Origin of the sequence: Pseudomonas sp. K8 (genome assembly GCF_014889455.1) — a bacterium.
In the GTDB taxonomy this organism is placed as follows: domain Bacteria; phylum Pseudomonadota; class Gammaproteobacteria; order Pseudomonadales; family Pseudomonadaceae; genus Aquipseudomonas; species Aquipseudomonas veronii.
The window spans coordinates 205,868-231,240 of the sequence record NZ_VJWO01000003.1 but is presented as its reverse complement, the minus strand read 5'-3'; the positions used below and the strand labels follow the sequence as shown (position 1 = coordinate 231,240).

General features: G+C 62.5%; 25 protein-coding genes and 1 riboswitch. Of the genes, 8 read left to right on the top strand and 17 right to left on the bottom strand.

Annotated elements, in window-relative coordinates; translation table 11 throughout:
- Positions 1–22: 22 nt before the first annotated feature.
- The 11 genes from INT12_RS03810 to cobO form a co-directional block, all read right to left on the bottom strand.
- On the bottom strand, positions 23–427 hold the full coding sequence (locus INT12_RS03810; protein ID WP_017845335.1) for a MarR family winged helix-turn-helix transcriptional regulator: 405 nt from the start codon (positions 425–427) through the stop codon (positions 23–25).
- Positions 428–469: 42 nt separating this feature from the next.
- Entirely contained in the window at positions 470–1,198 is a 729-nt protein-coding gene (locus tag INT12_RS03805; protein ID WP_017845334.1) for an adenosylcobinamide-GDP ribazoletransferase, read from the bottom strand.
- A gap of 2 nt (positions 1,199–1,200) precedes the next feature.
- Complete coding sequence (gene cobC / locus INT12_RS03800) at positions 1,201–1,776, bottom strand: alpha-ribazole phosphatase family protein (RefSeq protein WP_193040615.1); 576 nt, start codon at positions 1,774–1,776, stop codon at positions 1,201–1,203.
- A complete protein-coding gene (gene cobT / locus INT12_RS03795; protein WP_104902698.1) occupies positions 1,773–2,828 on the bottom strand; it encodes a nicotinate-nucleotide--dimethylbenzimidazole phosphoribosyltransferase in 1,056 nt (351 codons plus the stop codon). Before cobT ends, cobC begins: the two co-directional genes overlap by 4 nt.
- Complete coding sequence (gene cobU, locus INT12_RS03790; RefSeq protein ID WP_193040616.1) at positions 2,825–3,346, bottom strand: bifunctional adenosylcobinamide kinase/adenosylcobinamide-phosphate guanylyltransferase; 522 nt, start codon at positions 3,344–3,346, stop codon at positions 2,825–2,827. Before cobU ends, cobT begins: the two co-directional genes overlap by 4 nt.
- 91 nt (positions 3,347–3,437) lie before the next feature.
- On the bottom strand, positions 3,438–4,889 hold the full coding sequence (locus INT12_RS03785; RefSeq protein WP_141123264.1) for a cobyric acid synthase: 1,452 nt from the start codon (positions 4,887–4,889) through the stop codon (positions 3,438–3,440).
- On the bottom strand, positions 4,886–5,875 hold the full coding sequence (gene cobD / locus INT12_RS03780; protein ID WP_017845329.1) for a threonine-phosphate decarboxylase CobD: 990 nt from the start codon (positions 5,873–5,875) through the stop codon (positions 4,886–4,888). Before cobD ends, INT12_RS03785 begins: the two co-directional genes overlap by 4 nt.
- A complete protein-coding gene (cbiB, locus tag INT12_RS03775) occupies positions 5,868–6,776 on the bottom strand; it encodes an adenosylcobinamide-phosphate synthase CbiB (RefSeq protein WP_046382488.1) in 909 nt (302 codons plus the stop codon). Before cbiB ends, cobD begins: the two co-directional genes overlap by 8 nt.
- Entirely contained in the window at positions 6,773–7,423 is a 651-nt protein-coding gene (gene bluB / locus INT12_RS03770; protein WP_046382487.1) for a 5,6-dimethylbenzimidazole synthase, read from the bottom strand. The genes cbiB and bluB overlap by 4 nt, the downstream gene beginning before the upstream one ends.
- Positions 7,420–8,787: a cobyrinate a,c-diamide synthase gene (locus INT12_RS03765; protein ID WP_017845326.1), complete on the bottom strand. Its 1,368-nt coding sequence runs from the start codon at positions 8,785–8,787 to the stop codon at positions 7,420–7,422. Before INT12_RS03765 ends, bluB begins: the two co-directional genes overlap by 4 nt.
- Positions 8,784–9,395, bottom strand: coding sequence for a cob(I)yrinic acid a,c-diamide adenosyltransferase (cobO, locus tag INT12_RS03760; RefSeq protein WP_193058763.1), 612 nt, complete (start codon positions 9,393–9,395; stop codon positions 8,784–8,786). Before cobO ends, INT12_RS03765 begins: the two co-directional genes overlap by 4 nt.
- A 79-nt stretch (positions 9,396–9,474) precedes the next feature.
- A riboswitch (cobalamin riboswitch) is annotated at positions 9,475–9,719 on the bottom strand.
- 99 nt (positions 9,720–9,818) lie between these two features.
- Between cobO and INT12_RS03755 the strand changes: the two genes are divergently transcribed.
- Positions 9,819–11,132, top strand: a complete 1,314-nt coding sequence (locus INT12_RS03755) for a PQQ-dependent sugar dehydrogenase (protein WP_102618095.1) — start codon at positions 9,819–9,821, stop codon at positions 11,130–11,132.
- Positions 11,133–11,265: 133 nt separating this feature from the next.
- Here the strand turns inward: INT12_RS03755 and INT12_RS03750 are convergent, their stop codons facing one another.
- The 5 genes from INT12_RS03750 to INT12_RS03730 form a co-directional block, all read right to left on the bottom strand.
- A complete protein-coding gene (locus tag INT12_RS03750) occupies positions 11,266–11,802 on the bottom strand; it encodes a C40 family peptidase (protein WP_017845323.1) in 537 nt (178 codons plus the stop codon).
- Positions 11,803–11,946: 144 nt separating this feature from the next.
- Complete coding sequence (locus INT12_RS03745) at positions 11,947–12,576, bottom strand: C40 family peptidase (protein ID WP_046382483.1); 630 nt, start codon at positions 12,574–12,576, stop codon at positions 11,947–11,949.
- A gap of 212 nt (positions 12,577–12,788) precedes the next feature.
- The gene (gene hda, locus INT12_RS03740; protein ID WP_017845321.1) at positions 12,789–13,493 is read right to left on the bottom strand and encodes a DnaA regulatory inactivator Hda; all 705 of its coding nucleotides are present in this window, start codon (positions 13,491–13,493) and stop codon (positions 12,789–12,791) included.
- Positions 13,494–13,696: 203 nt separating this feature from the next.
- Positions 13,697–14,770, bottom strand: coding sequence for an AI-2E family transporter (locus INT12_RS03735; RefSeq protein WP_046488315.1), 1,074 nt, complete (start codon positions 14,768–14,770; stop codon positions 13,697–13,699).
- A gap of 43 nt (positions 14,771–14,813) precedes the next feature.
- Positions 14,814–15,854 carry a DUF2066 domain-containing protein gene (locus tag INT12_RS03730; RefSeq protein ID WP_102618094.1) on the bottom strand — a complete coding sequence of 347 codons (1,041 nt, stop codon included), beginning with the start codon at positions 15,852–15,854 and terminating at the stop codon, positions 14,814–14,816.
- A 355-nt stretch (positions 15,855–16,209) separates the two neighbouring features.
- Here INT12_RS03730 and purM point away from each other — a divergent pair, with 355 nt between their 5' ends.
- From purM to INT12_RS03695, 7 genes are all read left to right on the top strand, one after another.
- The gene (purM, locus tag INT12_RS03725) at positions 16,210–17,268 is read left to right on the top strand and encodes a phosphoribosylformylglycinamidine cyclo-ligase (RefSeq protein WP_017845318.1); all 1,059 of its coding nucleotides are present in this window, start codon (positions 16,210–16,212) and stop codon (positions 17,266–17,268) included.
- Positions 17,268–17,918 carry a phosphoribosylglycinamide formyltransferase gene (gene purN, locus INT12_RS03720; RefSeq protein WP_017845317.1) on the top strand — a complete coding sequence of 217 codons (651 nt, stop codon included), beginning with the start codon at positions 17,268–17,270 and terminating at the stop codon, positions 17,916–17,918. The genes purM and purN overlap by 1 nt, the downstream gene beginning before the upstream one ends.
- An 8-nt stretch (positions 17,919–17,926) precedes the next feature.
- Entirely contained in the window at positions 17,927–18,640 is a 714-nt protein-coding gene (locus INT12_RS03715; protein WP_017845316.1) for a DUF3108 domain-containing protein, read from the top strand.
- 278 nt (positions 18,641–18,918) lie between these two features.
- On the top strand, positions 18,919–19,107 hold the full coding sequence (locus tag INT12_RS03710) for a hypothetical protein (RefSeq protein WP_104902692.1): 189 nt from the start codon (positions 18,919–18,921) through the stop codon (positions 19,105–19,107).
- A gap of 381 nt (positions 19,108–19,488) precedes the next feature.
- On the top strand, positions 19,489–21,414 hold the full coding sequence (locus INT12_RS03705) for an IucA/IucC family protein (protein ID WP_017845313.1): 1,926 nt from the start codon (positions 19,489–19,491) through the stop codon (positions 21,412–21,414).
- Complete coding sequence (locus tag INT12_RS03700; RefSeq protein ID WP_193039550.1) at positions 21,404–22,615, top strand: MFS transporter; 1,212 nt, start codon at positions 21,404–21,406, stop codon at positions 22,613–22,615. The genes INT12_RS03705 and INT12_RS03700 overlap by 11 nt, the downstream gene beginning before the upstream one ends.
- A gap of 11 nt (positions 22,616–22,626) precedes the next feature.
- Positions 22,627–24,747: a TonB-dependent receptor gene (locus tag INT12_RS03695; protein WP_141123261.1), complete on the top strand. Its 2,121-nt coding sequence runs from the start codon at positions 22,627–22,629 to the stop codon at positions 24,745–24,747.
- A gap of 66 nt (positions 24,748–24,813) precedes the next feature.
- Here INT12_RS03695 and INT12_RS03690 read toward each other — a convergent pair whose 3' ends face one another.
- Positions 24,814–25,359 (bottom strand): DUF2058 domain-containing protein, encoded by a 546-nt coding sequence (locus INT12_RS03690; protein WP_017845310.1) that lies wholly within the window; start codon positions 25,357–25,359, stop codon positions 24,814–24,816.
- Positions 25,360–25,373 lie beyond the last annotated feature (14 nt).

Here is a 25,373-nt window from a genome sequence, read left to right as displayed (position 1 = left end):
TTGTAGTCGGACAAACCCGCGCTCAGGCAAGTTCATCCAGCAAGGCCAACAGGGTTTCGCGTTTTTCCGCGCCCAGCCGATCAATCAATTTCTGCTGCGCCGCTTCCCACGCTGGCAACGCTGCAGCCAGTCGTTCTGCACCGGCTTCGGTCAACAGCACCAGGCGGTTGCGCAGATCGTCGCCTTCGACCAACCGCACCAGGCCTTCGCCTTCCAGCACGCGCAGGTTGCGCCCCAAGGTACTGCGATCCAGGCCCATGGCGTCGGCCAGGCTGGAAATGCTCGGTTGATCGAGACGCTGCAAATTGCACAGCAGAGAATACTGGGCGACGTTGATCCCGAAGCCGTCGAGAGCGCCGTCGTAATGCCTGCTGACGCCACGGGCGGCACGTCGCAGGTTGGTGCATAAACATTGGGAGGCAAGCATGGAACGTGTATATACCCGCGATTAAGGAAATGCAAGCAAGTGTTACAGCGCCAATCCGACCACAACCGCCACTTCCAGCAGCTCCAGCAGGGCGCCAGCGGTGTCCCCGGTGGTGCCGCCGAGACGCCTGACCATCAACTGACGCAAGCCGATAAAACACAGCGCCGCGAGCAGGACCGCGATCCCACCGCTGAAACCACCGATCAGCAGGCAGGCCAGGCCGCTGAGGATCAGCACCTGCTGGCCGACAATCCTTGGTAAGTGATCCGACAATGCCTGGCCCAATCCTCCGGCACGCACATAGCGCGTGGTGAGAAACAGCGCGAGCATCGACGCACGCCCGATCAGCGGCGCGAGGATCAGTGCCGCGCCGTTGTGCTGCTCGATCAGCGCCACCAAGGCGGTGAACTTGAGCAGCAATACCAGGCCGAGGGTGACCACGGCGATCGGCCCGCTGCGCGGGTCCTTCATGATGGTCAGGGTGCGTTCGCGATCGCCGAACCCACCGAGCCAGGCGTCGGCGCTGTCCGCCAGCCCGTCCAGGTGCAAGCCGCCGCTGAGCAACACCCAGGCCGTCAGTAACAACGCGGCGTGCAGCAACAACGGCGCGCCCGCCAACGCGAGGTTCAGGCCCCACAACAGCAGGCCGAACAACAGGCCCACCAGCGGATAAAACAGCAGTGAGCGCCCCAGTTCCTGCGGTTGCGGCATGCCCGGCAGACGAATCGGCAGGCTGCTCAGGAACTGCAGGGCGATCCAGAACGGCAGCATGTTCAGCGCCCTTCCTTCAACGCGCCGTCGGCCGCAACCTGCAGGCCGAACAGTGCGCCATGGGCGACTTCGACATTCAGCAGCTGCGCTCGGGGCAAACCGCGCGCCCGGGCCAGCAGCAGACGCATCACGCCACCGTGGCTGATCAACAACACACGCTGTCCGGCATAAGCCTGATGCAAGCGTGAGACCGCGCCGAGAACCCGATCGGAAAAGTCGCTGACACGTTCGCCGTCAGGTGGCGTGAAGCTATAGGGGTCGGCCCAGAACGCGCCCAGCCCGTCGGCGTCGGTCTCCATCAACGCCGCCGCGCTCTGCCCTTCCCAGGCGCCGAAGTGCAATTCCTGCAGGGCCTTTTCCAGGCTCACCGGCACGTTGAGTGTTGCGCCCAGTTCTTGCGCGAACCGCGCACACCGTTGCAGCGGCGAACTGATCAATCGGTCCCATGGGCCCTGTCCGGCCACCGCAGCGCGCATCTGCGCCCAGCCGTTTTCAGTGAGCGCATCGTCAAGGCTGCCGCGCAGGCCACCGCCCAACTCGGTTTCGCCGTGGCGCAACAGGTCCAGGTGCAAGGTCATGCCGGGCGGTCCGCCACGGCGGCTTCGGCGAATGTCGCCATCTGCCCGTGCAGCGCGCAGGCCAGGCGCAGCAGCGGCACCGCCAACGCCGCGCCGCTGCCTTCGCCGAGCCGCAGGCCGAGTTCGAGCAACGGTTGCGCGTCGAGGCAGTGCAGCACGTGGCGATGGCCAGGCTCGGCGCCGCGATGGCCGAACACCAGCCACTCCCGGCACGCCGGGTTCAGCCGCGTGGCGACCAACGCGGCGACGCTGCAGATAAAGCCGTCCACCAGCACCACGATGCCGTCCTGGGCGCAGGCCAGATAGGCACCGACCAACGCCGCGATCTCCAACCCGCCGAGGTTGAACAGGGTGTGCAGCGCATCACCGCGTTGTGCGGCATGCACCGCCAGTGCGCGTTCGATGACAGCGACTTTGTGGCTGACACCTTGGGCATCCAAGCCGGTACCCGGCCCGGTCAAATCACTCACCGGGCAATCAAGCAAGGCACACGCCAACGCGCTGGCGGCGGTGGTGTTGCCGATCCCCATCTCGCCGCCGATAAACAGCTGCGCGCCGCTCGCCAACGCACGGCGCGCGCTGTCGCGACCGGCCAGCAGCGCCAGCCGCCCTTGCGCCTCGGTCATCGCCGGGCCGTTGACGAAGTTGGCGGTGCCCGCTGCGATATTCAGGTGACGCACGCCGGGCAGGTTCAGCGACGGCGTCACCGTGCCGAGGTCGATCACTTCCAACTGCGCCGCCAGTTGCTGCGCCAATACGCTGATGGCCGCACCGCCGGCGACAAAGTTATGCAGCATCTGCCCGGTGACTGCCTGGGGATACGCCGACACACCTTCGGCCACCACGCCGTGGTCGCCGGCAAAGATGGCGATCCACACCTGCTCCATCGCCGGTTTGACCCGGCCTTGCAGGCCGGCCAACTGCACCGCCAACGCTTCCAGGCGACCGAGGGAGCCGGCCGGCTTGGTCAATTGCTGTTGGCGCGCCAAGGCATGCTGATACGCCGAAGCGTCGCTGGCCTTGCACGGGTTGAGCCACCAGGTTTCCGTCATAACGCAGTACCTTTCAAAGTCAGGGGCAGGCCGGCAATGGTCAGGACAACGCGCTGACACCGTTCGGCCAAGGCTTGATGCAGCCAACCGGCTTCATCCACATAGCGGCGAGTCAATTCACCCAGCGGCACGACACCCAAACCGGTCTCGTTGCTGACAAACAGGATTTCACCTGGCAATGAGGCCAGGCTTTCGAGCAATTGGTCACGCTCAAAAGCCAGGCGCTCGGGGTTATCGAGCAGCAGCAGGTTGGTCAGCCAGAGCGTGAGGCAATCCACCAGCAGGCAGCGCTCGGGCGCGGCGTTTTCGCGCAGCACCCGTGCCAGTTCGATCGGTTCTTCGATCAGGCCCCAGTGATCCGGGCGGCGCTGGCGATGCAGGGCGACACGCTGGTTCATCTCGCCGTCCAGCGGTTGGCTGGTGGCGATATAAATGACGGGCAACGCGCTGTCGCTGGCGAGCTTTTCCGCCAGGCGGCTCTTGCCGGAACGGGCGCCGCCGAGAATCAGTTGGAGCATGGGATGGCACCTCGGTATTCGAGCCGGGCTCGGTCAACGGTGGGAGCTGGCGGGCCAGCGATGCAGACACCTCGGTGTCTCAGGCAAGCCCTCAAATCCCACACAACCTGCGCAACAGCGCGGTATCCAGATGCTGTTCCACCAGGTCGGCCAACCGTTCGATGTCGCGCTCGCGCAGGGCGTGGTAATCGACCTCCTGCACCGCCTGCACACCGGCCCAGCGCAACAAGGCGCTGCACGCGGCCGGGGTTTCGAACACACCGTGCAGATAAGTCCCGAGGATTTGCCCGTCGGCGCTCTGGGCGCCGTCATGTCGGCCATCGTCCAGATGCACAGCAGGACGTTCCAGAGCCGCGCCGGACGTCACGCCCGCATGGATCTCATACCCACTGACCTCGGCGTCCTCCAGCAACAGGCGCCCACGCACATTGCGCAACTGCTTCTCTTGCGCCAGCGTCGTACTGAACGCCAGCAGCCCCAGACCGTCACTGGAGCCGGCCGGCCCCTCGAGCCCGAGCGGGTCATGCACCTGCTCGCCGAGCATCTGCAACCCGCCGCAAATTCCCAGCACCTTGCCGCCGTAGCGCAAGTGCCGCGCCACCGCGGTGTCCCAGCCATTGGCGCGCAGGTACGCGAGGTCACTGCGCACGCTTTTCGAGCCCGGCAGAATAATCAGGTCGGCGGCGGGAATCGGCTGGCCCGGGCCGACGAACTGCAAGTCCACCTGGGGATGCAGGCGCAGCGGGTCAAAGTCGGTGTGGTTGCTGATGCGCGGCAACACCGGCACGACCACCTTGAGCACCTCGGCCGCCTTGTCGATCTGACGCTGGTCGATGCCGTCTTCGGCCTCCAGGTGCAGGTCCATCACGTAGGGCAATACGCCGACCACCGGTTTGCCGGTGCGCGCTTCCAGCCAATCCAGCCCTGGCTGCAACAAGGCGATATCGCCGCGAAAACGGTTGATGATGAAGCCTTTGACCCGCGCCTGTTCGGTCGGCGAAAGCAATTCAAGGGTGCCCACCAGATGCGCGAACACGCCGCCGCGATTGATGTCGGCGATCAGCAGCACCGGGCAATCCACGGCCTCGGCGAAGCCCATGTTGGCGATGTCATTGGCGCGCAGGTTGATCTCCGCCGGGGAGCCTGCGCCTTCCACCATCACCACCGGGTAGGCGTCGCTCAAACGCGTGTGGGACGCCAGCACCGCCTGCATCGCGATGGCTTTGTAGTCGTGATAGGCCACTGCGTTCATGCTGGTCACGGCGCGGCCATGGATGATCACTTGGGCACCGGTGTCGCTGTTGGGTTTGAGCAGCACCGGGTTCATGTCGGTGTGCGGCGCCAGGTTGGCGGCCTGCGCCTGCACCGCCTGGGCGCGGCCGATTTCGCCGCCTTCGGCCGTCACCGCGCTGTTGAGCGCCATGTTCTGCGGCTTGAACGGCACCACCGCCACGCCCTGGCGCACCAGCCAGCGGCACAAGGCGGTGACCAGGGTGCTTTTACCGGCATCGGACGTCGTGCCTTGCACCATCAGCGTACTCATACCGCGTCCTTGTAGGCGATCAGGGCCTGTTCCAGGCGCTGCCAATCGGCGTCGGTGTCGGGCAGGCCGAAACGCAGGCTGCTGTCGTGAACAAACAGGCGCAGCAGAATGCCGCGCTGGGCCATGAAGTTGTGCATGCGTTCGGCGTGAGGGGTGATCAGCCATTGAAACAGGGCGCAGCCGCCCTGGGGTTGGAAGCCTTGGCGCTCGAGCAAATCGAACAAGCGCTGGCCGGCTTCCAGGCAACGGTTGCGTTGCCGGGTGTGCCCGGCGGTATCGCGCAGACACGCTTGGCCGATCACCCGCGTCGGCCCGCTGACCGCCCACGGCCCGACCTGTTCGGCCAACAGTTTGAGCAACTTGCGCTCCGCCAGCACAAACCCCAGGCGCACACCGGCCAGGCCGAAGAACTTGCCGAACGAACGCAGCACGATCAGGCCGACCTGATGGGCCTGGCCGGCCAGGCTCAGGTGCGGCGTGACGTCCATGAACGCTTCGTCCACCACCAGCCAACCGCCGCGCTGGGCCAGCCGCGCATGCCAGTCGAGCAGCCGTTGCGGGGTCAGGCTCAGGCCCGTGGGGTTATTCGGGTTGACCACCACCAGCACATCCAGGCTGTCGAGAAAGAAGTCGACCTCCTGCTCCTGCACTTCGCGCACCACGTAGCCGGCGCGACGCCAGGCCTCGGCGTGCTCGGCATAGCAAGGTGACAGCACACCGACCTTGCCGCCCCGGCGCAAGCGCGGTAGCAGTTGGATCGCCGCCTGGGAACCCGGCACCGGCAATAAATGCGCGGTGCCGTAGTATTCGCTGGCGGCTTGCTCCAGACCGTCGTCGGTTTCCGGTAGACGCGCCCAGGCGCGCAACGGAATCTCGGGGACCGGCCACGGCCAGGGCGCCAGGCCGCTGGACAGGTCGAGCCATTCGGCCTCGGCAATCCCATATTCAATCGCCGCCTTACGCAGCCGGCCACCGTGCTCAAGCATACAATTGCCCCCCGACGCATAGGATCAGCAGCCACAACCATACGCCGCGCTGCACCAGTTGCCAGCCGCGGTCGATGGCGTCCGCATCCGCCGCCGGGCCTTCGCCCAGTGGCGGACGCTGGTGCAGCTCACCGTGATAGATCGCGGCACCGCCCAACTCGACGCCCAAGGCACCTGCCCCCGCCGCCATCACCGGGCCGGCGTTGGGGCTGTCCCAGGTCGGGCCCTGACGGCGCCAGCATTTGATGGCCAGCCTGGTTTTACCGAGTACGGCGTAGGTCAACGCCACCAGGCGTGCCGGAATATAGTTCAGTACATCGTCGATCCTGGCCGCCGCCCATCCGAAACGCTCGAAGCGTTCGTTGCGATAGCCCCACATGGCGTCGAGGGTGTTGCTCAAGCGGTACAGCACCACGCCCGGCACACCCGCGACGACAAACCAGAACAGTGCGGCAAACACCGCGTCGCTGCCGTTTTCCAGCACCGATTCGGTGGCGGCACGAGCGACTTCAGTGCGATCCAGTTCACTGGTCTGGCGACTCACCAGGTAACTCACGCGCCGCCGGGCTTCGTCCAGGTCATCGCGGCGCAGGGCCTGGGCCACCGGGATCACGTGCTCGCCGAGACTGCGCATGCCGAGGGCACAGTACAACGCGAGGATCTCCAGCACCCAGCCGATGTAAGGCGCCCACGACAACGCGGTGGCCAACAGCGTCAACGGCACCACCGCAATAAACCAGGCGGTCACGCCGTGGCTACGCCAGCCACGGCCACCGCTGTTGAAACGCTGCTCGATGCGCGCGGCGAAGTTGCCGAACGCCACCAGCGGATGCCAGCGCCTGGGTTCGCCCAGCAGCGCATCCAGCGCCACCGCAGCGACACACAGCAAGGCCACACTCATTGACGCACTCCCCAGGTATTTTCATACAACATGTCACTCAGCGGGCGCGGTTCGGCCCAGCCTTCGAGCTGCAACATCGGTGCCGGATAGAACGCTTCGACCGGCCCCAGGCACAACACCGCCAAGGGTTTCGCGCCGGGCGGCAAGCCCAGCAGGTCGGCCAGGGCCTGCGGTTCGAACAGCGACACCCAGCCCATGCCCAGGCCTTCGACCCGCGCGGCCAGCCACAGATTCTGGATCGCGCAGGACAGCGAGGCCATGTCCATTTCCGGCAAGGTACGCCGGCCGAAGATATGTCGCTCGCGCTCATCCATCAGCGCCGCCACCAGCACTTCGGCGCAGTCGTGGATGCCTTCGACCTTGAGTTTCATGAACGTATCGGAACGCTCGCCCAAGGCCTCGGCGGTGCGTATGCGTTCTTCCTCCACCAACTGTTGAATCCGCCCACGCAATGGGCGATCGCTGATGCGGATAAAACGCCACGGCTGCATCAAGCCGACGCTCGGCGCCTGGTGTGCGGCCTGGAGCAAGCGCTGCAGCAGTTCGGGAGCCACGTCACCGCCGCTGAAGTGACGCATGTCGCGGCGTTCGGCGATGGCACGGTAGACGGCGTCGCGCTCGGCCTGGGGGAAAGCGTTGTCGGTCATGAGCCTATCGCGGGCAAGCCCGCTCCCACCGTGGATTCGTGCTGTGGCGCAGCGTGCGGTGCGACTCGCTCAGGCGCAAACAGCGCGGCCACGGCCCGGGGGTTGGAGGGGAAGTAGAAGTGAACGTAGGAAGCGGTCAGCCGCCCCTGTCGATACACCGCCTCGGCCCCGCGCCCGCCATTGGGGCTCACGCCACGGGCAATGGGCACCCAGTCGGTGCTGGTCAGCGAGTGGTGATAGGTGTGCCCACGCAACACGCCCTCGGGCAATTCGACGCTTTGCAGAGCCAGCGCCGCGAGCTTCTTTTGCATCACCGCAGCGCCCTGCAGCAGGCCGACCAGTCCGGCGCGGAGGCCGTCGACATCGGTGAGCGAATCCAGCAGATAGAGCATGCCGCCACACTCGGCGAGCAGCGGTTTGCCGGCAGCGTGATGGGCACGGATCGCCTCCAGCATCGCGGTGTTTTCCGACAGTGCCTGGTGATGCAATTCCGGGTAACCACCGGGCAGATAGAGGCTGTCGGCGTCTGGCAATTGGCGATCATGGATCGGCGAGAAGAAGCTCAACTCGGCGCCCATCGCCCGCAGCAGATCGAGGCTGGCACCGTAAGTGAAGGCGAAGGCTTCGTCACGCGCGACGGCGATCCGCACGCCAGCCAGCAACGGTTCGGTGCGGGTTACCGGCGGTGCGGCAAAGGTGACCGGCGGCGGCAACGCAACCTCGCAACTGCTGCCCAACGCTTGGGCGGCGGCGTCCAGGCGCAGGTCGAGGTCATTCAGTTCGCTGGCTTGCACCAGGCCCAGGTGGCGGCTGGGCAATTCGATAGCAGTCTCGCGGGACAGCGCGCCATACCAGCGCAGGCCTTCGGTGAGGCTGCCTTCGAGCAATTGTGCATGGCGCAGGGTGCCGACGCGGTTGGCCAGCACGCCGGCGAACGGCAAGTCCGGCTGATAGCGTGCCAGGCCGAGGGCCAGGGCGCCGAAGGTCTGCGCCATGGCCGTGCCATCGATCACGCCGAGCACCGGCACACCGAAGTGCCGCGCCAGGTCGGCGCTGGAAGGTGTGCCGTCGAACAGCCCCATCACGCCTTCGATCAGGATCAGGTCCGCCTCCCCCGCCGCTTCCCACAGTAGGCGGCGACTTTCCTGCTCGCCCACCATCCACATGTCCAATTGATACACCGGCGCACCGCTGGCGCGCTCGTGGATCATCGGGTCGAGGAAGTCCGGGCCGCATTTGAACACACGCACCTTGCGCCCCAGGTTGCGGTGCAAGCGCGCCAGCGCGGCGGTGACCGTGGTTTTGCCCTGGCCGGACGCCGGTGCGGCGATCAAGACAGCCGGGCAATGGCGGGGCTGATTCAAAGTTCGACGCCTTTCTGTGCCTTGATACCGGCCTGGAACGCATGCTTGAGCATGCCCCTGTCGGTGACGGTGTCGCCCATTTCGATCAGTTCAGGCTTGGCGCCACGGCCGGTGACCACCACGTGCTGCATCGGCGGGCGGGCCTGCAGGTCGCTGAGGACCTGATCGAGGTCGAGGTAGCCGTGCTTGAGCGCGATGTTCAGCTCATCCAGCACCACCAGGCCGATGCTCGGGTCTTGCAGCAATTGGCGGGACACCGCCCAGGCGGCCTCGGCGGCCGCGATGTCGCGCTGGCGGTCCTGGGTTTCCCAGGTAAAGCCCTCGCCCATTACATGGAAACGCACTTGCTCGGGGAAACGGCGGAAGAACAGTTCTTCGCCGGTGCTGTTGCGCCCCTTGATGAACTGCACCACGCCGCACTGCATGCCGTGGCCCATGGCGCGGGCCAGCATGCCAAACGCCGAGCTACTCTTGCCTTTGCCGTTGCCGGTCAGCACCAGCAGCAAGCCGCATTCGTTCGGGGAATTGGCGATGCGTTCATCGATCACGGCTTTTTTGCGCAGCATGCGCGCCAGATGGCGTTCGTCACGCTCGGGGGAATCGGTCATGGCAGCTCTCCGTTGGGGCTGGACAAAAAACGGCGGGCAGGAAAAAACAACAACAGACAGCCAAGCATCGCCCACCGTGATGCTGTTGGATGATCCAGGCCGGTCTCCGGGCTCATGAGTGGCGCGCTAGAGCGCACGCCGACGGCGCGCCTTCCCATATCGCGAGCGATACAGTGGCAAACAGCACCGTCTTGACTCATTTACCGTTGCGGGGGCAGCGCCGGAATCGCGGCAGCACTGTGTACAAGTGCGCTCACTCACCGGCTTCCCTGTTTCACTCAGTCGACCCGTGGGTCACAGAGCACCTGGAACAAGCGGCGAAGGTTAGTGGGTTGGGGGTGGAGCGTCAATTAAAGCTGGCCTTGCACTTGAACCATCGCCGCATCGGGCGCCTCTACCCTTACAGGCATCCAGGAGAAAACCATGCATAAAACAAGACTCGCCTTACTGATCATGCTCGCGGGCACCCTCGCCGCCTGCGGCGAAAGCTCGACCCTGAAGGTATCCGACGGCACCGGGCCCTCGCCGCAATTGCCGGAGCCGAACAAGACCCTGATCCCCACCGTGAACATCGCCCCGGCCATCGGCTGGCCGGCGGGCACCCAGCCCACGGCCGCCGCCGGCACCCAGGTGGCGGCGTTCGCCGAAGGCCTGGACCACCCGCGCTGGCTGTATGTACTGCCCAATGGCGATGTGCTGGTGGCGGAAACCAACGCGCCGCCCAAGCCGGACGACGCCAAAGGCCTGCGGGGTTGGGTGATGCAGAAAGTCATGGGCCGCGCCGGTGCCGGCGTGCCGAGCCCGAATCGCATCACCCTGCTGCGCGATGCCGACCATGACGGGGTCGCGGAGACCCGCACCGTGTTCCTGGAAAACCTCAACTCGCCCTTCGGCATGACGCTGGTGGGCAATGACCTGTACGTGGCCGATTCGGACAAGCTGTTGCGCTTTCCCTATCAGACCGGCGAAACCGCGATCAAGGCCGCCGGCAGCAAGGTCATCGACCTGCCAGCGGGCAGCATCAACCATCACTGGACGAAAAACGTGGTGGCCAGCAAGGACGGCAGCAAGTTGTATGTGAGCGTCGGCTCCAACAGCAACGTCGCCGAGAACGGCCTGGAAGCGGAACAAGGCCGCGCGGCGATCTGGGAAGTCGACCGCGCCAGCGGCCAGCACCGTCTCTTCGCCTCCGGCCTGCGCAACCCGAACGGCATGGCCTGGGAACCGCAGAGCGGCAAGCTGTGGACGGCAGTGAACGAGCGCGACGAGATCGGCAGCGACCTGGTGCCGGACTACATCACCTCGGTCCAGGATGGCGCCTTTTATGGCTGGCCCTTCAGCTATTACGGGCAGCACGTGGATGTACGCGTCACACCGCAGAACCCGGACCTGGTGGCCAAAGCCATTGCGCCGGACTACGCCGTAGGCCCACATACCGCCTCGCTGGGCCTGACCTTCGCCGAGGGCAGCAAACTCCCGGCGCCCTTTATCAACGGTGCGTTTATCGGCCAGCACGGCTCGTGGAACCGCAAGCCGCACAGCGGCTACAAGGTGATCTTCGTACCGTTCGAGGGCGGCAAGCCGAAGGGGCCGCCAGTGGACGTGCTGACCGGGTTCCTCAACAGTGAAGAACAAGCCATGGGACGACCGGTTGGCGTGGTCATCGACAAGCAGGGCGACTTGCTGGTGGCGGACGATGTGGGGAATAAGGTGTGGCGGGTTTCTGCGGCTAAGTAACTATTACAAATGTGGGAGGGGCGGTGCGACGATTCGACTTGCCCACGATAGCGGCGGGTCAGTCACTGAATGCATGGACTGACACGCCCTCATCGGGAGCAAGCTCCCTCCCACATTTGGATCCTGGTTTGGCTTAGGGGTTGCGGGCCAAGTGCTCAGCCGGCAACACGCGCTTGGCGCTCAGGTAGGCGTTCTGCCAGTAGGCTTTGGACAAGGTGTCCAGCTTCACCGTACCGCCCGTCTGCGGCGCATGCACAAAGCGCCCTTCGCCGACATAGATCCCGGCATGGCTGACCTGCGAGCCGCCACCCGTGGCGAAGAACAGCAGGTCACCGGTTTGCAGGTTCTGTGCGCTGACGTCCTGGGCGCGCATCACGATCAGTTCGCGCGTGGTGCGCGGCAGGGAGATGCCCGCAGCATCACGGTAGACAAACCCGATCAACCCGCTGCAATCGAAACCGGAGTCCGGCGTATTGCCGCCCCAACGATAAGGCGTACCGACCAGGCCCAGCGCGCGGAACAGCACGTCTTCAGCGACCGGCGAACTCTGGCTGGAATAGTTGAACACTGGTTTAGGCTTGGCCGCTACGGGCGCAGGCTGCGGGCGGCTTGCGCAGGCGCTGAGCAGCGCGGCGCAAACAATGAGAATCAGGCGGGCCGAGGTCGACATGTGCAGAACAATCCTGGTCTGGATGCGGCTTTCGCTGCCGAACGCTGAAAACCAGAACGCGCAAGCATGGCTTGCGCGAACGGATTACAACAATGTCCAGAGATTCTAGCGCTTACACGTCAAACTTCAAGTATCACTTTAACTTTACTTGCTAGCGGTAATCGTCGTCGGGGCCATGGCGAGTGCGCGCTTGGCTTCGATGAAGGTTTTGCTCCAGTAGCTGTCGCCCAGGCTGTCGACTCGAACACCACCGCTGCGGCGGCTGCTGGAGTGGATAAACTGGTTATCGCCCAGGTAGATACCGGCGTGACTGACGCGACCGCGGCCACTGGTACTGAAGAAAAGCAGATCCCCAGGCTTGAGGTTGTTACGCGCGACCAACGGTGCATTCACGTTGATCATTTCGCGAGTGGAGCGTGGCAGGTTCATGCCAGCTTCTTCACGAAACAGGTAACCGATAAAACCGCTGCAATCAAAACCGGCTTCAGAGGTACCGCCGAAACGGTAACGGGTCCCGATCAGGGACATGCCGCGTTCGAGGATGCTGTCGGCCAGAACGGGAAGCTGATAAGGCTTGTTGCCAGCGAAGGCGGCCAGTTCTTTTTCGGTTGCCAGCTCTTCCTCATAAACAGTGGAAGACTGCGCAGCAACGAATTTTGCCTGATTTTTATACTGTTGATTGTGCTGCTCGGCCACTTGTTGAGGGTGGGAGGCGCAACCAAACAACAGAGCGACAAGTGCGAGAGGCACGAGGGGTGCGAAGCGATTTAGCATGGGCACGACCGTGGCTGATGTGTAAAGAAGTCGAGACTATGCCTTCTATCACATCGATTTGCAAATTCAATCGTGATCCATGTGACTTACTGTTTGCGTTATGACATCTAAGCCCTTAATACCCTTTGCGCGTGTTTTGCGTGGTCAAGCCGGCCAAAACGCAGGTTTCCTGGCGCCTGAAATTTGCCGAAGCCCCGAAATACAAGGGCCGGCTACCAGCCGAGGGTTTCCTTGAGGAAGGGAATCGTCAGCTTGCGCTGGGCCTGCAAAGAGGCCTGATCGAGCTGCTCGAGCAAATCGAACAATGCGCTCATGCTGCGGGTGCCGCGGGTGAGGATAAAGTGCCCGACCTCGTCGGTGAGGTGCAGGCCGCGACGGGATGCACGCAATTGCAGGGCACGCAATTTGTCCTCGTCGGACAGCGGGCGCATCTGGAAGATCAGCGCCAGGGTCAGGCGCGACTTGAGGTCGGCCAGCTTGACCGGCAACTCACGGGGCGAGGTCGAAGCCGCGATCAACAGGCGGCGCCCGCTGTCGCGCAGGCGGTTGAACAGATGAAACAGCGCCTCTTCCCAATCCGCCTTGCCGGCGACGGCCTGCAGATCATCCAGGCACACCAGTTCGTATTGTTCGAGGTTGTCGAAAATCCCGATCCCGCGGTCCATCAACTCCGCCAACGGCAGGTAAACCGCCGGTTCGCCCATCTGCTCGAAGCGCAGGCACGCGGCCTGCAACAGGTGGGTGCGCCCCACGCCTTGCTTGCCCCACAGGTAGATCAGGCTTTCAGTCCACCCGGCGTCGGCTTCGCAGAGCCGCTCGACATAGCCGAGTGCTGCGGCGTTGGCGCCTGGGTAGTAATTGATAAAGGTGGCGTCGTCACGCAGACGCACACCTAAGGGCAGCTGAATCGGTTTCATGCTGACTGAACGGCTCCGATCGAACCGTTAGTGGCCTCTGTGAAAAGTTTGCAAAGTTTATACCCGTGACGCCGGGCGCACAATGCAGCAGACCATAAGCAAAATCAAAGGTTTGCGTTAACTTGTTGGATTTACGCAAATTGTTTGACGCCACAGCGCCAGAAACAACAAACCCGGCCTGGGCCGGGTTTGTGACACTGCGATTACAAATCGGGGTCTTCAACGCCCCCGTACATATCCGAATCCTTGTACAGATCGTGGACATGACGCACCAGCACCATGATCACCGCCGCCACCGGCAGCGCGAGCAGGATGCCGGTAAAGCCGAACAACTCACCGCCAGCCAGGATCGCAAAGATCACCGCGACCGGGTGCAGGCCGATGCGATCACCCACCAGCAACGGGGTCAGCACCATGCCTTCGAGGGCCTGGCCGACCATGAACACCGCGACAATCCCGAGCATCGGGTACAGGTCACCGCCAAACTGGAACAGCCCGGCCACCAACGCCGCACCGATACCGATCACAAAGCCCATGTACGGCACGATTGCGGCCAGACCGGCAATCAAGCCGATCAACAGGCCCAGCTCCAGGCCGATCGCCATCAAGCCGGCGGCATAGATAATCCCCAGGGCCAGCATCACCAGCAGTTGGCCGCGCACGAACGCCCCCAAGACCTCATGACACTCCCCGGCCAGGGACACGATGCGCGCTTCACGGTCACGCGGCAGCAGGCTGCGGATCTTGGCCATCATGATGTCCCAGTCCCGCAACAGGTAGAACGCCACCACCGGGATCAACACCAGATTGGTCAACCAGCCGATCAGCGCCAGGCTGGATGCCGTGGCCTGGCTGAGAACCACGCCGACGATGTCGGTGGTCTGGCCCATATGCTCGCTGATCGCAGCCTTGACCTTGTCGAACTTCCAGAAGCCATCCGCCAGCCCCAGCTTGGCCTGGGCCCACGGCATCGCCGTGTGCTGCAGCCAGTCGAGCATCTGCGGCGCCAGTTCATACAGACGGAACAGCTGCTTGGCCAGCATCGGTACCAGCACCAGCACCAACGCCGTGATGATCAGCGTAAACAGCGCAAACACCGTGACCACACCCAAAGTCCGCGACAGGCCGGCTTTCTCCAGGCGATCCACCACGGGATCGAACAGATAGGCGAGCAACAGCGCAACCAGGAACGGCGTCAGGATCGAATGCAGCAAGAACACAAAAACGCACAGCAGGACGATCCCGCCAAGCCACACCCAACGACGCGTATCCGCCATACACCACTCCATCTTTTATCGGCTGCTATATAAAGCAGAACATTTACCAGCGAAAACGCAGTTGCGCCTGCGGCTCAGGGGCGACGACCGGCTGCGTGCCGTCCACTGGCGGTTGCGCAGCCAGTGCTTCACCCGCAGGAATCTCCTGCAACCTGGCCAGGCTCAGTTGAGTACGCAACTGATCGGCGCTGCCATTGACGCGATACACAATACGATTGCCATCCACGCGCTGCGGCTGGCCGCCAAACGGCTCGAGCAAGTGGCCCAACGCGGCGTAGCGCTCCAGGGTCATGCCCTGCACTTCGAGCAATTGCTCGGTGCTCGCGCCCGGCTTGACCACAAAGCGCGGCGCCAGTTTCTGGCTGACCGCCAGCATCACGGCATCGGCCACGGCGGCGGTGTCGGCGCCTTGCGCGGTGCCCTGCTCGCTCTTGTCGCCCAACCACAGGCGCCATTTGGCCTGCCATTGGCTGCCTTCCTGGCGCGCATGCACTGCGAGCATCGCATCGGCGCCGTAGCGTTCCGAGGCTGCACGCAACGGCGTGGCGTCCGCGCTTTCGAGGTTGGGCGCGGTGGCGACCACCTGTTCATCCAAATCCCCCAACGGCAGGCGCAGCGGCAAGCCGCGATGTTGCGCCGCACGGCGCAGCGCCTGCGCGACGGTCTGGCCATCCCCGACCAGGTTGCTGCCGTCGGTGGAGTCATTCAGCCACCAACCCAGGATCGACGGCCGATTGCTGCCCCAGATCGACAAGCCGGCCTCACGCAAGGCGCGATCGGTGCTGACGGGGTCGAAATCCACTTGCAGGCTTTCCGGCGGGCCGGCGTCGTAGCCGTATTGCGTGATGATTTGTTGCGGGTCCTTGCGCACCGCCGCCAGGCCGGGGCCTTCGGCGGCCTTGGCGTCGCCAGTGAGGCGGATCACCAGGGTCTGTACGGCGCGCTGGGTCGCCTGGTCGCGTTCTTGCGGTGACTGGCTGCTGACCGGCTCCAGTACTTGATAAAGACCATTGAGGGTTTCGGCATGACTCGCCAGGCTGACCAACGACAAGCAGCCTACAAAAAACACATTACACAGACGCATGGAAGATTCCCGAACGACAAAATTAGCGGCTGGAACAGACCGCGTGATCTCGGTTTGCCAAGGCTGTGACCACAGCAATCGGTAAAACATTCACGGGGTCTCGGTAAGTTTTCCTACTGTCATAACGATAGCGGGTTCAAGGCTATACCTTAATACGGAGCTGGGCAGACCCGATTAGCATTTTTTTAACCGGCTTTTTTATCTATGTGGCTCTGCCCGTCGGCCCGAGGATGGCCGCTGACCCTCAAGCCTGATAAAATCGCGCGCCTTCGCAGACCGTCAATGGCTGGGCCTTTTCACAAGAGCCCTTGCCCAATCGGTCGTTACCCCTGAATCCCCCCTAAAGGCCTGGATCATGAGCAAGCAACCCTCCCTGAGCTACAAGGACGCCGGTGTAGACATCGACGCCGGTGAAGCATTGGTCGAACGCATCAAGAGCGTCGCCAAGCGCACTGCGCGCCCCGAAGTCATGGGTGGCCTGGGCGGTTTTGGCGCCCTCTGTGAAATCCCGGCCGGCTACAAACAGCCCGTGCTGGTTTCCGGCACCGACGGCGTGGGCACCAAACTGCGCCTGGCCCTGAACCTGAACAAACACGACAGCATCGGCATCGACCTGGTCGCCATGTGCGTCAACGACCTGGTGGTGTGCGGCGCCGAGCCGTTGTTCTTCCTGGACTACTACGCCACCGGCAAGCTCAACGTCGAAACCGCGACCCAAGTGGTCACCGGCATCGGCGCCGGCTGCGAATTGTCGGGTTGCTCCCTGGTCGGCGGCGAAACCGCTGAAATGCCAGGCATGTACGAAGGCGAAGACTACGACCTGGCCGGCTTCTGCGTCGGCGTGGTCGAAAAAGCCGAGATCATCGACGGCTCCAAAGTGGCTGCCGGCGACGCCCTGCTCGCCCTGCCGTCGTCCGGCCCGCACTCCAACGGCTACTCGCTGATCCGCAAGATCATCGAAGTGTCCGGTGCCGACATCGAAAACATCCAGCTCGACGGCAAGCCCCTGACCGACCTGCTGATGGCGCCGACACGCATCTACGTCAAGCCACTGCTCAAGCTGATCAAGGACACCGGCGCGGTCAAAGCCATGGCCCACATCACCGGCGGCGGCCTGCTGGACAACATCCCGCGCGTCCTGCCCAAAGGCGCCCAGGCGATTGTCGACGTGGCCAGCTGGCAGCGTCCTGCGGTATTCGACTGGCTGCAAGAGAAAGGCAACGTCAACGAAACCGAAATGCACCGCGTGCTGAACTGCGGCGTGGGCATGGTGATCTGCGTGGCGCAAGAGCACGTGGAAAGCGCGTTGAACGTGCTGCGCGAAGCCGGCGAACAGCCTTGGGTCATCGGCCAGATCGCCGCTGCCGCCGAAGGCGCGGCTCAGGTTGAACTGAAGAACCTTAAGGCGCACTGATGTCTGCAACCTGTGATGTCGTGGTGCTGCTCTCCGGCACCGGCAGTAACTTGCAGGCCCTGATCGACAGCACGCGCACCGGCGACAGCCCGGCGCGCATCGCTGCGGTGATCTCCAACCGCAGCGACGCCTATGGCCTGCAACGCGCCAGGGAGGCAGGCATTGCCACGCGCACCCTGGATCACAAGGCTTTCGAAGGTCGCGAGGCCTTCGACAGCGCCCTGGTCGAACTGATCGACGCCTTCAACCCCAAACTCGTGGTACTGGCCGGCTTCATGCGTATCCTCAGCGCTGATTTCGTGCGGCACTACGCTGGGCGGCTGTTGAATATCCACCCTTCCCTGCTGCCCAAGTACAAAGGCATGCACACCCATCAGCGCGCCCTCGACGCGGGCGACAGCGAGCATGGCTGCAGCGTGCATTTTGTCACCGAGGAACTCGACGGCGGGCCTCTGGTCGTACAGGCAGTGGTTCCGGTAGAGTCTGACGACTCGGCGCAGACGCTTGCGCAACGGGTTCATACACAGGAACACAGGATTTACCCGCTGGCTGTTCGCTGGTTTGCCGAGGGGCGGTTGATTCTTGGTAAACAGGGTGCATTATTGGACGGTCAGTTACTCGCGGCCAGCGGCCACTTGATTCGAACCTAGGAGATTTTATGCGTCGCGCCTTGCTCTTCGCTTTTGCGCTGTTCGCCTTGCCTGCGGTGCAAGCAGCAGATTTACATCCTTTCTCCGCCAGCTACACCGCCGACTGGAAACAGTTGCCCATGAGCGGTTCGGCCGAGCGTAGCCTGACCCACAATGGCGATGGCACCTGGACCTTGAACTTCAAGGCTTCCATGATGATTGCCAGCCTCACCGAAACCAGCGTGATCCAATTCGACAAGGACGCCCTGCAGCCGAAGAGCTACACCTTCGAACGCGGCGGCCTGGGCAAGGCGAAAAGGGTCAACCTGGACTTCGACCAAACCGCCAAGAAAGTCACCGGCTTTGAAAACAAAGACCCGGTCAACGTTGCCCTGCAAAGCGGCATGCTCGACAAGTCGACCTACCAGTTGGCGCTGCAGCGCGATGTCGCGGCCGGCAAGAAGAGCATGAGCTACAACGTGGTTGAAGGCACCGACGTCGACACCTACGACTTTCGCGTGATCGGCCCGGAAAAGGTCCAGACCAAAGCCGGCTCCATCGACGCGATCAAGGTCGAGCGCGTGCGTGACCCGACCCAAAGCAAGCGCATCACCCAGATGTGGTTTGCCAAGGACTGGGGCGGCATCCTGGTTGCCCTGCGTCAGGTGGAAACCGACGGCAAGGAATACAACATCATGCTGCAAGACGGTACGGTTGACGGTAAGTCTGTCAAAGGTAGCTGATTGCGCGGATGAGTCGAAGAAGAGCCTCGCACCACGCGGGGCTTTTTTTCGTCTGGATGTTGGGGAGTCAACGCCTGAGCCCGACGAGAACATGAAGCTTTTGTCATAAAACTCCGACGCCTGCGACGCAATGTCGCGGTTTACGGGGCCTGCGCGACTGTTACATGTTATGCAAAGGACTGTTACATAAACGATCGGTTTACCTAGCAAGCTAACAAAACATATAACAAAAGCCTGCGACGACTTGCCGCAGATCCACCAGAGACTGGAGCAAGCAAATGACTGTAAAAGTGACTGAACGCGACGATGAACATATGTCCCACGAAGCCTTGGGCCATGGGATTCACATCTGGGATGTACACCAACAGGACCTGCTGGTCGGCATGTTTCACAACGAGAGCGACGCTCATAATTATAAAAACGAGCTCGAACACCTTGAGATGAAACGCCAGGCACAAAGCTCCTGAAACGCTGAAATCAAGTAGACGCCAGCCCACGCAACGAGGCTATCTACACACGACAAACCCCGCCAACGAGCGGGGTTTGTCGCTTTCAACCGCGACCGTTTTCTTCTGAACTTCGACGCGTGTATTGAAAAATATACAGTTCACGCCGCGTCGGCCCACCGCCTGCACGCCAGCGGTAATCCGCTGAAGTAGCCTGATCCAGACACCTCCCCACTCTTTGACAGCGCTCTTTGGCCAGGCCGAATCGCACGCGAGCCCCTTCTCCCGCCCCTCCTGAATAAGCCTTTCAGAAAAAAGTAACAACAAATAGACAATTAGTAATGATTCTCTATACCATTCAGCCGCTTTTCATTCCGGTCCACGTATAGGGAATTCCACTAGATGCACGGGCAAAGTCGCACCCCGGAACAATCGTTGCTTGAACGCTGGGGCGAAGCACTCGCTACCCCGCCATTTCAAACTAACCACATCACTCTCGACGCTCTGATCAACACCCTGGCACCCGCTGCCGAGCGTAGCTTCCAACGCCTGATCCAAGCACTGTTTCGTGAAGGCCTGCTGGACCCCAGCACCCGCACCTACGACGAGCGAGGTCAATGCTGGCTGGTGCTGCCTGACCAGAGCCGCCTGCGTTTCGATCACCTGCTCCCCGGTCGCATGGCCAGCTGGGACCTGCGTGGCCGAGTGACGCTGCTGCGCGATGATCATCCTGACCTGAATATTCAATTCCCGTCGCAGTTATTGACGCTGCTCAACCGCCGCCTCGAATCACCTGCCGACCCGGAAGTCTTGGGCCGCCTCAACACAGAAATCGACGACAGCTTTGTCAACGATACGCTGTGCCTTGCCTTCCATGAGCAATGGACACTCAGGCTCCATGCGGCAATGGACCCGTCGCACCAGAGCAACCTGTTGAGCCACCTCAAGCATGACCCCAGCGTGACCAACCCGACTTCCACGCTTGAACAATGGGGCACGCTGGGCCATCCCTGGCACCCCAACTACAAGACCAAACTGGGTTTGAATACCGACCAGGTCATCGATTTCTCGCCTGAATTCGAAGCCCGCTTTCCGGTTTTCCTGTGCGCGTTGCATCGCCAGTTCGCCCATGTCGAAATGCTGGCTGGCACCGCCGATTACTGGCAATGGTGGCAACATCATTTCCCCCAAGCCGCTCGGCAACTGACCGCGCAACTGACCGCGCAGGGCCTTGAAGCCGGCGATTATCTGCCGTTGCCGGCTCACCCTTGGCAGGCGCGCCAAGAATTACCGCAATTGTTTGCCAACGAAATTGGCGACCGGTTGTTGGTACTGACCGATATCGTGGCGTTTACCGCCCACCCGACCATGTCGTTCAGGACCGTGCTACCTGAAGGCCGATGTGACGCACCGATGGTGAAGCTTCCGGTTTCATTGCGCCTGACCAGTGTGCAGCGGACTGTTTCACCGCGTTCTGCGCGCATGGGCCCGCGGATCAGCCACCTACTGCTGGCGATCCTGGAACGTGAGCCGGCGATCCAGCAGATCCTCAGCATCATCCCCGAGCGGATCGGCGTGCATTTCAAGCCGCAACCGGCCAATGATGAACACTCCCGCCACTTGGCCGTCCTGTACCGCGACGCCCCCCAGAGCCTGCTCCAGCCGGGCGAAATGGCCGTGCCAGTCGGCAGCCTGTTCGCCGTCGACCAGCACGGGCAGCCACTGCTGCGCCAATGGGTACGACTGAGCCAGGGCAAGGACGACGAGGACGCCCTGCTCGCCTTCTTTCGGGACTACGCCTCGATTGCCGTACCGGCACTGCTGGGCATGTATCTGCGTTATGGCGTGGCCTTCGAGGCTCATCAGCAGAACTCCTTCATGGTCATGGCCGCGGACGGGCGCCTGAGCCGCCTGCTACTGCGTGATTTCGGTGATATCCGGATCGACCGCAAGACCTTGCACGCCCATGGCCTGGATATCGAATTGCACGACCCTAAAATGACCCTGTACGACGACGCCGGCTTCGTGCGCGACAAGCTGCTGCACACCGTATTCATGTGCCACTTGGGCGAACTGGTGCTGCTCAGCGCACGCCACTTCGACATCCCCCAAGCGCGGCTCTGGAATGAACTGTCGACGCAGGTCAGCCAGTGCTTCGACGACTTGCGCAGCGAGGTCGACCCCCAACGCTGGAAGACCGAACGCGAAGCCTTACTGGAGCAGGACTGGCCCGCCAAGTCGTTTATGCGCATGCGTCTGCTGGAGAGCCATGCCGATATCGTCGGGCGTTTGCCTAACCCACTGAGCGCCGCCGCCAATGCAGGCTAACAACAGCGCACTGCGGCTGCTGGTGGTGATTCAGTTGGTGTCGATGGGCGCCATGGAGATGAGCGGCCCTTTCTGGCCGCTGCAAATCCAGAAGCTGCTCGGCGTCGCCAATGCCCAGTACACCGGCCTGCTGTCCTCGCTGGTGTATGCCGGGCCGATGATGGCGGCAATGATCCTGACGCCCATGTGGGGGCGACTGGGTGACCGCACCGGGCACAAGCCCATGATCATTCGGGCGTTGCTGGCGTTGGCGGTATGCCAGGGCCTGGCCGCCGTTACCTTCGACCCTTGGCTGCTGGTGGCAATCAGGGTTGCACAAGGGGCGCTGGCCGGGTTTATCGCAGCGGCGCAAGCCTATGCGCTGGCCTGCTGCGGCGACGGCGGGCGTGGGCACATTCTGGCTCGACTGCAATCGGCGACTGCCGTGGGCTCGCTGGCCGGACCGGTGTTGGGTGGGTGGTTGATGGATGTCTCGGGGTTCGCACTGCTGTGCTACAGCGCCACCGCAGTGTGCGTGTTGTGCGCAGTGATCAGCCTGTTCTTGCCCAACGACACGCCCCAATCACGCCCAACACACAACGCAAAACCAAGCGCCCTGCCCGAAGGCTGGCTCGGTGCAATGCTGGGGATCATCGTTTTGATCCAGGCAGCCAAGATGATGCCCCAGCCGTTTTATGCCTTGTACGTCGCCGACGTGTTACACGCCCCCGCGTGGCTGATCGGCGCCAGCTATGCCGCCAGCGCACTGACTCTGGCGCTGTCCGCGCCGCTATGGGGGCGCCTGTTCGACCGGCATCAACCGGCTCACACGTTGCGCGTCGTCGAATGGGTCACGTGGTCCTGCGCCTTGACGCTGGCATTTACGGCGCTGGCCAGCGAATGGCTCGGATTCCTCGCCAGCCGGCTGTTATGGGGCGTTTGGCAGGGTGCGTTGCTGCCGGTCGCCTACACGTTGATCGCCAACACCGTTGTGCCCAGCCAGCAGGGCTTTGCCCTGGGCCTGGGCAACAGCGCCGCCAAAGCCGGCGCGCTGTGTGGTGTGCTGATGGGCGGCATCGGCATGGGAGTCGTGGGTCTGGCGCACAGCTTCTGGCTGGTTGCACTCACATATGCATTGGCCGCCCTGGGCATCCGCACCATCCGTTCGTTCACCCGAACACCTGAGACATCCAGTTTTTCTGTCAATACTTCTAATAACTGAAAGGCAAGGTCATGAAAAAAACACAACTGGCAGTTCTGCTGCCACTTCTAGGGTCGATTAGCGCGCCTGCCTGGGCCGATGAGATCGAAGTGACTCAAGCCGCGCCCACCAACCTGCAACTACAGGCAACGGTAGTGTCGGCCACGCGCAGTGAAACCAGCATCGCGGCGATCCCAGGCTCGGTGCAGGTGATCAGCGAAGATCAGATCCGCCAGCAAGCGGGTGCCGGCCGCCGGGTCGCAGACATCCTCGGGCAACTGGTACCGGGCATCTCCCCCTCCAGCGGCGGCATGAGCAACTTCGGCCAGACACTTCGCGGACGCAACACCCTGATCCTGATCGATGGGGTGTCCCAGAACGCCACGCGCGACAACTTCCGCCAGCTCAACAGCGTCGCGCCGGAAAGTATCGAGCGTATCGAAGTCATTTCCGGCGCCAGCAGTGTCTACGGGGCGGGCGCGTCAGGCGGCATCATCAACATCATCACGAAGCGCAACAAAGGTGAAGACCTGGCGTTGAGCAGCAAGATCGGCATGACCACCGGGAACAACTTCAGCCATAAAGGTTTCTCCTACGAAGCGTTCCAAAGCGCCACGGGCCGCAACGGCCCAGTGGATTGGTATCTGTCGGCCAACACCGTGCAACGCAACGACCTGTTCGCCGGCAACGGCAAGCGCATCCCCCAGGACACGTCCCAGGGCAGCAACATGGACACCGACACCTACGACCTGCAGGGTCGCTTCGGCTACAAGCTGGATGACGACAAGAAAATCAATCTGTCGCTGCAAGACTACAAGGACGAGCAAGACACCCGTTACACCAAGAATCCCCGCATCACCAATACCGCAGTCGCTGTAAAAGGCCTGGACCTGGTCGATCAACCGTACACCCACAACCAGGCAGTGAACCTCAACTACGCCGATCAGGATTTCTACGGCCAGGGCTTGCAGGTCGAAAGTTATTGGCGGCGTGCCGACGCGTTGTTCTTCCCCGACCTGTCCCGGGGCCGCGCAGGCGTGTCCGACAACAACAGCGTGCAAGAGGTGTACGGCCTGCGAGCGGCCATCGACACGCAAATGCCGAACATCGGCGCGGCGACCGGCAACCTGGTCTGGGGTGCCGACTACGATCATGAAACCTCGCGTCAGCGTGGCGACCAATACCGGGTCAACGGCCTCACCTACACCAAGACCGGTACCACATTCGAAATGGGACCGGACATCCAGACCACCACCAAAGCCATCTTTGGCCAGTTGTCCTACGACATCGATGATTGGACCTTGCGTGGCGGCGTACGCCGCGAGTGGATCGAAAGCGACATTGCCGACAGCATCGCTTACGGCGAAATCGTCCAGACCGGTAAGCGCGCGACACTGCCAGGCGGCACGCTCAAATACGATGACACCCTCTACAACCTCGGGGCTGTGTATCACCTGAGCGAAAACCAGGATGTATTCTTCAACTTCAGCCAGGGCTTTTCCCTGCCGGACATCCAGCGCTTCCTGCGTGACGTCAACAGCACCTACGACATTCAAAAACTCAATGCCCAGGCCCTGAAGGTCGACAGCTACGAGCTGGGCTGGCGGGGTAATTGGGACAAGTGGCTGGCTAACGTCACCGCGTATGAAAACACCTCGGATGTCACTCAGTTCTACGATGCCAATGATCGTGTATTGCGCCTGGTGAACCAGAAAGAGCGTGTGCGCGGTATCGAAACCAGCCTGACGTACAACGTCACCGACCAATGGTCGGTGGGCGGTACTTATGCTTATGCCAAAGGCGAAACCCGCCAGAACGGCCAATGGATCGACTTGCCGGCGACACGTATCTCCCCCGCCAAGACGACCGCTTTTGTCGGCTATGACCACGGCGACTATAGCCTGCGCTTGCAAGGCATGCGCCTGGCCAACTACGACGCTGCGTTCAAAGACAACAACGGCCGCGATATCCAGGGTTACACGCTGGTCGACCTGCTGGGTTCAGTCCGGCTGCCGGTAGGTCGCCTGGAAGGTGCGGTCTACAACCTCAGTAACCGCAACTACCAGAACATGTTTGCCCAGGCCAACGCCCGCGCGCCCTACCCGAATGCCGAGGGTCGCACCTTCAGCATGAGTTACGCCGTGGATTGGTAACCGCCTGACACTGCCGGCCAAAACAACAAACCCCGCCTTTTGAGCGGGGTTTGTTGTTTTACAGCCTTACCACATCAGATCATCCGGGATCTGGTAGGCGGCGTAAGGATCATCCTCATCCGGCACCTGGCTTTCGGTGAGGATATTGAGCTGGACGATACGCTCCGGTGCGCGCTCCTGGATCTTCAGCGCCGCTTCGCGCGGGATCACCTCGTAACCGCCGGCGTGATGCACGATCGCCAGGGAGCCGTTGCTCAGCTTGTTGCGCATCAGCGTGTTGACCGACAGGCGCTTGACCTTCTTGTCATCCACGAAGTTGTAGTAGTCCTCGGTGGTCAGCTTGGGCAGGCGCGAGGTCTCGATCAGTTGCTTGACCTGGGCCGTGCGGGCCTTGGCCTCGGCTTTCTCCTGCTGCTGGCGGTTCAGCTCCTGATCGCGCTTGACCTTCTCGGCCATGGCTTCCTGGGCCAGGCGTGCCTGGGTGTCATCGGCCTCGGCCTGGCCTTTGTGGACCAGACGTTGATGTTTCTGTTTCTCTTTGCCGACCTGCTTGGCCTGCTTTTGGTTGACCAGACCTGCTTTGAGCAACTGGTCGCGAAGGGAAAGGCTCATGGGCTTACTCACTT

Bases quoted from the DNA above. Each gene is read 5' to 3' on its own strand.
- INT12_RS03695 (WP_141123261.1), top strand. From the start codon at position 22,627: ATGAAAAAAACACAACTGGCAGTTCTGCTGCCACTTCTAGGGTCGATT.
- INT12_RS03750 (WP_017845323.1), bottom strand. From the start codon at position 11,802: ATGTCGACCTCGGCCCGCCTGATTCTCATTGTTTGCGCCGCGCTGCTC.
- cobU (WP_193040616.1), bottom strand. From the start codon at position 3,346: ATGCTCCAACTGATTCTCGGCGGCGCCCGTTCCGGCAAGAGCCGCCTG.
- INT12_RS03690 (WP_017845310.1), bottom strand. From the start codon at position 25,359: ATGAGCCTTTCCCTTCGCGACCAGTTGCTCAAAGCAGGTCTGGTCAAC.
- INT12_RS03810 (WP_017845335.1), bottom strand. From the start codon at position 427: ATGCTTGCCTCCCAATGTTTATGCACCAACCTGCGACGTGCCGCCCGT.
- cobO (WP_193058763.1), bottom strand. From the start codon at position 9,395: ATGACCGATTCCCCCGAGCGTGACGAACGCCATCTGGCGCGCATGCTG.
- INT12_RS03730 (WP_102618094.1), bottom strand. From the start codon at position 15,854: ATGCGTCTGTGTAATGTGTTTTTTGTAGGCTGCTTGTCGTTGGTCAGC.
- INT12_RS03745 (WP_046382483.1), bottom strand. From the start codon at position 12,576: ATGCTAAATCGCTTCGCACCCCTCGTGCCTCTCGCACTTGTCGCTCTG.
- hda (WP_017845321.1), bottom strand. From the start codon at position 13,493: ATGAAACCGATTCAGCTGCCCTTAGGTGTGCGTCTGCGTGACGACGCC.
- INT12_RS03785 (WP_141123264.1), bottom strand. From the start codon at position 4,889: ATGAGTACGCTGATGGTGCAAGGCACGACGTCCGATGCCGGTAAAAGC.
- cobD (WP_017845329.1), bottom strand. From the start codon at position 5,875: ATGCTTGAGCACGGTGGCCGGCTGCGTAAGGCGGCGATTGAATATGGG.
- cobC (WP_193040615.1), bottom strand. From the start codon at position 1,776: ATGACCTTGCACCTGGACCTGTTGCGCCACGGCGAAACCGAGTTGGGC.
- purM (WP_017845318.1), top strand. From the start codon at position 16,210: ATGAGCAAGCAACCCTCCCTGAGCTACAAGGACGCCGGTGTAGACATC.
- INT12_RS03700 (WP_193039550.1), top strand. From the start codon at position 21,404: ATGCAGGCTAACAACAGCGCACTGCGGCTGCTGGTGGTGATTCAGTTG.
- purN (WP_017845317.1), top strand. From the start codon at position 17,268: ATGTCTGCAACCTGTGATGTCGTGGTGCTGCTCTCCGGCACCGGCAGT.
- INT12_RS03705 (WP_017845313.1), top strand. From the start codon at position 19,489: ATGCACGGGCAAAGTCGCACCCCGGAACAATCGTTGCTTGAACGCTGG.
- cbiB (WP_046382488.1), bottom strand. From the start codon at position 6,776: ATGAGTGTGGCCTTGCTGTGTGTCGCTGCGGTGGCGCTGGATGCGCTG.
- INT12_RS03710 (WP_104902692.1), top strand. From the start codon at position 18,919: ATGACTGTAAAAGTGACTGAACGCGACGATGAACATATGTCCCACGAA.
- cobT (WP_104902698.1), bottom strand. From the start codon at position 2,828: ATGACGGAAACCTGGTGGCTCAACCCGTGCAAGGCCAGCGACGCTTCG.
- INT12_RS03755 (WP_102618095.1), top strand. From the start codon at position 9,819: ATGCATAAAACAAGACTCGCCTTACTGATCATGCTCGCGGGCACCCTC.
- INT12_RS03715 (WP_017845316.1), top strand. From the start codon at position 17,927: ATGCGTCGCGCCTTGCTCTTCGCTTTTGCGCTGTTCGCCTTGCCTGCG.
- INT12_RS03735 (WP_046488315.1), bottom strand. From the start codon at position 14,770: ATGGCGGATACGCGTCGTTGGGTGTGGCTTGGCGGGATCGTCCTGCTG.
- bluB (WP_046382487.1), bottom strand. From the start codon at position 7,423: ATGACCGACAACGCTTTCCCCCAGGCCGAGCGCGACGCCGTCTACCGT.
- INT12_RS03805 (WP_017845334.1), bottom strand. From the start codon at position 1,198: ATGCTGCCGTTCTGGATCGCCCTGCAGTTCCTGAGCAGCCTGCCGATT.